Source organism: Acinetobacter sp. YH12120 (genome assembly GCF_013418795.1).
GTDB classification, from domain to species: domain Bacteria; phylum Pseudomonadota; class Gammaproteobacteria; order Pseudomonadales; family Moraxellaceae; genus Acinetobacter; species Acinetobacter towneri.
Window position 1 is genome coordinate 1 of sequence record NZ_VPBI01000042.1, and the last position, 5,498, is coordinate 5,498.

Here is a 5,498-nt window from a genome sequence, read left to right on the forward strand (position 1 = left end):
GCATGTTCCGCGTCCTTGCAATACTGTGTTTACATACAGTCTATCGCTTAGCGGAAAGTTCTTTTACCCTCAGCCGAAATGCCTGCCGTTGCTAGACATTGCCAGCCAGTGCCCGTCACTCCCACTCGATTGTAAACAAGCACACAAAACCCTTTAGTGACAACAATTTGCAAGAACTATCAGGCTCAGTGCCATGAAAAATACCATGACCAGATCATGAGGTTGAACACGGCTTGCGCCGGCAGCGTTCACGCTCCTGGTCGGCGATCTCGCCCGGCTGCAATGCTAGCTCAGCATCGGTCATGCGCTCCAGCACGTCGCGTAGGCGGATGGTGCAAGGAATGGGCGGCAGCTCGAACTCATAGCCGCCGGCGATCATTTCGGCCGCAATCTCCTCGGTGATGAAAAACGGCTCGTCGTCTTGGTTCGGCTTCTTCATGCCCTTTCCTCCTGGCGCTCATCCTGGCCGACAGCGGCCAGGGCATCGGCTTCCGTCAATGCGTCCTCCACGAACGCGCCGTGCTGCTTCGCTTCGGCCTGGCTGACCTCGGCCCATATCCGTTTCACCTGGGCCGCACTGTACCCGGCCAGCTCGGCTGTCATTTTCAGAAGACGACTGCACCAGTTGATTGGGCGTAATGGCTGTTGTGCAGCCAGCTCCTGACAGTTCAATATCAGAAGTGATCTGCACCAATCTCGACTATGCTCAATACTCGTGTGCACCAAAGCGAGGTGAGCATGGCGACGGACACCCCACGGATTCCAGAACAAGGCGTGGCCACTCTGCCTGATGAGGCTTGGGAGCGTGCGCGCCGTCGTGCGGAGATCATCAGTCCGTTGGCGCAGTCGGAGACGGTCGGGCACGAAGCGGCCGATATGGCGGCTCAGGCGCTGGGCTTGTCTCGGCGCCAGGTATACGTTCTGATCCGGCGTGCCCGGCAAGGCAGCGGCCTCGTGACGGATCTGGTGCCCGGCCAGTCCGGTGGAGGTAAAGGTAAGGGGCGCTTGCCGGAACCGGTCGAGCGCGTCATCCACGAGCTACTGCAAAAGCGGTTCCTGACCAAGCAGAAGCGCAGCCTAGCGGCCTTTCACCGCGAAGTCACTCAGGTGTGCAAGGCTCAAAAACTGCGAGTGCCGGCGCGCAATACCGTGGCCTTACGGATCGCTAGCCTTGACCCGCGCAAGGTCATCCGCCGGCGGGAAGGCCAGGATGCCGCTCGTGACCTACAAGGTGTGGGCGGCGAGCCTCCTGCCGTGACCGCGCCGCTGGAGCAGGTGCAGATAGACCATACGGTCATCGACCTGATCGTGGTCGATGACCGCGACCGGCAACCTATTGGCCGCCCGTACCTGACCCTCGCCATCGACGTGTTCACCCGCTGCGTGCTCGGCATGGTCGTCACGCTGGAAGCGCCGTCTGCCGTTTCGGTTGGCCTGTGCCTCGTGCATGTCGCCTGCGACAAGCGCCCTTGGCTGGAAGGACTGAACGTGGAAATGGATTGGCAGATGAGCGGCAAGCCCTTGCTGCTCTACCTAGACAACGCGGCCGAGTTCAAGAGCGAGGCCCTGCGCCGGGGTTGCGAGCAGCATGGCATCCGGCTGGACTATCGCCCGCTGGGACAGCCGCACTATGGCGGCATCGTGGAACGGATCATCGGCACGGCGATGCAGATGATTCACGACGAACTGCCGGGAACGACCTTCTCCAACCCTGACCAGCGCGGCGACTACGATTCCGAAAACAAGGCCGCCCTGACGCTGCGCGAGCTAGAGCGCTGGCTCACATTGGCGGTCGGCACCTACCACGGTTCGGTGCACAACGGCCTGCTCCAACCGCCGGCCGCGCGCTGGGCCGAGGCCGTGGCGCGTGTCGGCGTACCGGCCGTCGTCACACGCGCTACTTCGTTCCTGGTCGATTTTCTGCCGATCCTCCGGCGCACGCTGACCCGCACCGGCTTTGTCATCGACCACATCCACTACTACGCCGATGCGCTCAAGCCGTGGATTGCGCGGCGTGAACGCTGGCCGTCCTTTCTGATCCGGCGCGATCCGCGCGACATCAGCCGTATCTGGGTCCTGGAACCGGAGGGACAGCATTACCTGGAAATTCCCTACCGTACCTTGTCGCATCCGGCTGTCACCCTCTGGGAACAACGGCAGGCGCTGGCGAAACTGCGGCAGCAAGGGCGCGAACAGGTGGATGAGTCGGCGCTGTTCCGCATGATCGGCCAGATGCGTGAGATTGTGACCAGCGCGCAGAAGGCCACACGCAAGGCGCGGCGTGACGCGGATCGCCGCCAGCACCTCAAGACATCAGCTCGGCCGGACAAGCCCGTTCCGCCGGATACGGATATTGCCGACCCGCAGGCAGACAACTTGCCACCCGCCAAACCGTTCGACCAGATTGAGGAGTGGTAGCCGTGGACGAATATCCCATCATCGACCTGTCCCACCTGCTGCCGGCGGCCCAGGGCTTGGCCCGTCTTCCGGCGGACGAGCGCATCCAGCGCCTTCGCGCCGACCGCTGGATCGGCTATCCGCGCGCAGTCGAGGCGCTGAACCGGCTGGAAGCCCTTTATGCGTGGCCAAACAAGCAACGCATGCCCAACCTGCTGCTGGTTGGCCCGACCAACAATGGCAAGTCGATGAACGTCGAGAAGTTCCGCCGCACCCACCCGGCCAGCTCCGACGCCGACCAGGAGCACATCCCGGTGTTGGTCGTGCAGATGCCGTCCGAGCCGTCCGTGATCCGCTTCTACGTCGCGCTGCTCGCCGCGATGGGCGCGCCGCTGCGCCCACGCCCACGGTTGCCGGAAATGGAGCAACTGGCTCTGGCACTGCTGCGCAAGGTCGGCGTGCGCATGCTGGTGATCGACGAGCTGCACAACGTGCTGGCCGGCAACAGCGTCAACCGCCGGGAATTCCTCAACCTGCTGCGCTTCCTCGGCAACGAACTGCGCATCCCGTTGGTTGGGGTAGGCACGCGCGACGCCTACCTAGCCATCCGCTCCGATGACCAGTTGGAAAATCGCTTCGAGCCGATGATGCTGCCGGTATGGGAGGCCAACGACGATTGCTGCTCACTGCTGGCCAGCTTCGCCGCTTCGCTCCCGCTGCGCCGGCCTTCCCCAATTGCCACGCTGGACATGGCTCGCTACCTGCTCACACGCAGCGAGGGCACCATAGGGGAACTGGCGCACTTGCTGATGGCGGCGGCCATCGTCGCCGTGGAGAGCGGCGAGGAAGCGATCAACCATCGCACACTCAGCATGGCCTGTCGACAACCTCTCGCGCAACCAAGACATCGCGGTCGGACTGCAAGTGATCTTGAAGCCACGGGCCCGTCCCACCCCGACATGGACCTCGATGCCCGAACGGACGTTAGATTTCGAGTTCTAGGCGTTCTGCGATGAAGGTTGGATCCCAGCCGGGATTGAAAGTGTCGACGTGGGTGAATCCGAGCCGCTCGTATAGGCCACGCAGGTTCGGGTGGCAGTCGAGCCGCAGCTTGGCGCACCCCTGCGTTCGCGCGGCATGGCGGCAAGCCTCGATCAGCGCGGAGCTGACACCCCGGCCCGCATGTGTCCGTCGCACCGCGAGCTTGTGCAGATATGCGGCCTCCCCCTTGAGGGCGTCGGGCCAGAACTCGGGATCCTCGGCCGACAAGGTGCAACAGCCGACGATGCCGTCGCTGCAACTCGCGACTAGGAGCTCGGAGTAAAGGTTTTCCGGTAATTACAACAAAGAAATTACACCTTCGTTCGATTATTCATGAACTTCTATGGTTTATTAGTGGTGATACCAATATTAAATATTTAAAAGACAATAAAGTTTCAATCTGGGACGAATGGGCGGACGAAGATGGTAATATTGGACCTGTTTATGGTCATCAATGGCGTTCTTGGCCCGACGGTAAAGGTGGAACTATTGATCAGATTAAAATCTTGATAGATGGTTTGAAAAACAATCCGGAATCGAGAAGACATATCGTAAGTGCGTGGAACGTAGCAGACATTCATAAAATGGCTTTACCTCCTTGTCACAACATGTTCCAGTTCTATGTTGCAAATGGAAAATTAAGTTGTCAACTCTACCAACGTTCAGCAGACGTTTTCTTGGGTGTTCCTTTTAACATCTCAAGCTACGCATTGTTTACAATGATGCTAGCGCAAGTTTGTGGATTGGAGGCTGGAGACTTCGTTCATACTTTTGGAGATACGCATTTGTATTCCAACCATTTTGACCAAGCTAAGCTTCAATTATCTAGAGAATTACGTCCACTTCCAACAATGAAAATAAATCCAGATGTTAAAGATATTTTCTCTTTTAAATTTGAAGATTTTGAATTAGTTGGATACGATCCACATCCACACATTAAAGCAGCTGTTGCAATTTAATTAGCTTTAAAATATAAGGAAACAGAAATGGGTATTAAATATAGCTTAATTGTTGCAATTGGGAAACACCGAGAAATGGGTGCTAACAATGATTTGCTTTGGCACTTACCAAGAGATATGCAATTTTTTAAGGAAACGACAACGGGTCACGCTGTTGTAATGGGAAGAAAAAATTGGGAATCTATTCCTCAGAAGTACAGACCGCTTCCAAATCGTTTAAACTTCGTTTTAACACGAGATAAAAACTATAGTGCAGAAGGTGCAACAGTGATTTATGATTTAAAAGAAGTCGCACAACATCTTGAAGGAAAAGACTTAACATGCTTCATTATTGGTGGTGCTCAAATCTACCAACTGGCCTTAGAAACAGGACTTTTAAATGAAATGTATGTCACACAAGTACATAACACATTTGAAGAAGCTGACACCTTTTTCCCTTTTGTAAATTGGGTAGAATGGGAAGAAGAAGATATTTTAGAACAAGATAAAGATGAAAAACATCTTTATTCATTTAATATAAAGAAATTTACGCGTTAATTCATGAAAGTTTGCATTGCTGAGAAACCAAGTGTTGCCAAGGATATCGCTGCCATTATCGGTGCTAATACTCGTAAAGATGGGTATTACGAAGGTAATGGATATCAAGTAACCTGGACTTTCGGGCATTTGTGCACGCTTAAAGAACCAAACGATTATTTACCGGAATGGAAATATTGGGATTTAAGAAAATTGCCCATGATTCCTTCTCGATTTGGAATTAAGGTCATAGATGATGAAGGAATTAAAAAGCAATTTAAAATTGTCAAACAACTTCTTGTAAACGCCGAAGAAATTATCAACTGCGGGGATGCTGGACAAGAAGGAGAGGTTATCCAGCGATGGGTATTCTTAAAGTCAGGAACGAAAGCACCTATCAAAAGATTGTGGATTAGTTCCTTAACGGAAGAAGCAATTAAAGAAGGATTTGCAAACCTACGTATAGGAAGAATAAACGCCCTTTTCACCCAAGTCCAACAGCTTTGGACCGCAGTTGACTCTTTCGACACCCCTGCGATGCAACCCAATCCGGCTGACGGGGAGCCAGCAACGCTGAAAATTTAC

5 protein-coding genes and 3 pseudogenes are annotated in these 5,498 nt (G+C 54.8%); 5 read left to right on the forward strand and 3 right to left on the reverse strand.

The genetic code is table 11. The features are described from left to right. Positions 1 to 214: 214 nt before the first annotated feature. Together FTU58_RS13735 and FTU58_RS13740 are read right to left on the reverse strand one after the other, a co-directional pair. A complete protein-coding gene (locus FTU58_RS13735) occupies positions 215 to 439 on the reverse strand; it encodes a hypothetical protein (RefSeq protein WP_000743213.1) in 225 nt (74 codons plus the stop codon). Next, positions 436 to 609, reverse strand: a pseudogene (locus tag FTU58_RS13740) (resolvase); the annotation flags it as partial. The pseudogene FTU58_RS13740 and the gene FTU58_RS13735, both read right to left, overlap by 4 nt. Before the next feature lie 129 nt (positions 610 to 738). On the opposite strand from FTU58_RS13740, the gene FTU58_RS13750 reads away from it, so the two are divergent. Together FTU58_RS13750 and FTU58_RS13755 are read left to right on the forward strand one after the other, a co-directional pair. Beyond that, positions 739 to 2,418, forward strand: a complete 1,680-nt coding sequence (locus FTU58_RS13750) for a Mu transposase C-terminal domain-containing protein (RefSeq protein ID WP_000179844.1) — start codon at positions 739 to 741, stop codon at positions 2,416 to 2,418. Positions 2,419 to 2,420: 2 nt separating this feature from the next. After that, positions 2,421 to 3,413: a TniB family NTP-binding protein gene (locus FTU58_RS13755; protein ID WP_179990694.1), complete on the forward strand. Its 993-nt coding sequence runs from the start codon at positions 2,421 to 2,423 to the stop codon at positions 3,411 to 3,413. On the opposite strand, the pseudogene FTU58_RS13760 reads toward FTU58_RS13755, so the two are convergent. Further along, positions 3,382 to 3,723: pseudogene (locus FTU58_RS13760) on the reverse strand (GNAT family N-acetyltransferase); the annotation flags it as partial. The gene FTU58_RS13755 and the pseudogene FTU58_RS13760 overlap by 32 nt on opposite strands. Between FTU58_RS13760 and FTU58_RS13765 the strand changes: the two are divergent. The 3 genes and pseudogenes from FTU58_RS13765 to FTU58_RS13775 form a co-directional block, all read left to right on the forward strand. Beyond that, positions 3,717 to 4,397: pseudogene (locus FTU58_RS13765) on the forward strand (thymidylate synthase); the annotation flags it as partial. The pseudogenes FTU58_RS13760 and FTU58_RS13765 overlap by 7 nt on opposite strands. 27 nt (positions 4,398 to 4,424) lie before the next feature. After that, on the forward strand, positions 4,425 to 4,934 hold the full coding sequence (dfrA20, locus tag FTU58_RS13770) for a trimethoprim-resistant dihydrofolate reductase DfrA20 (protein ID WP_179990692.1): 510 nt from the start codon (positions 4,425 to 4,427) through the stop codon (positions 4,932 to 4,934). Positions 4,935 to 4,937: 3 nt separating this feature from the next. Further along, positions 4,938 to 5,498: toprim domain-containing protein (locus tag FTU58_RS13775; RefSeq protein ID WP_257222118.1), on the forward strand; the 561-nt coding region annotated here is incomplete at its 3' end.

What these genes read in the sequence shown, in the direction of transcription:
- FTU58_RS13735 (WP_000743213.1), bottom strand. Translation starts at nt 439, where the DNA reads ATGAAGAAGCCGAACCAAGACGACGAGCCGTTTTTCATCACCGAGGAG.
- FTU58_RS13750 (WP_000179844.1), top strand. Translation starts at nt 739, where the DNA reads ATGGCGACGGACACCCCACGGATTCCAGAACAAGGCGTGGCCACTCTG.
- dfrA20 (WP_179990692.1), top strand. Translation starts at nt 4,425, where the DNA reads ATGGGTATTAAATATAGCTTAATTGTTGCAATTGGGAAACACCGAGAA.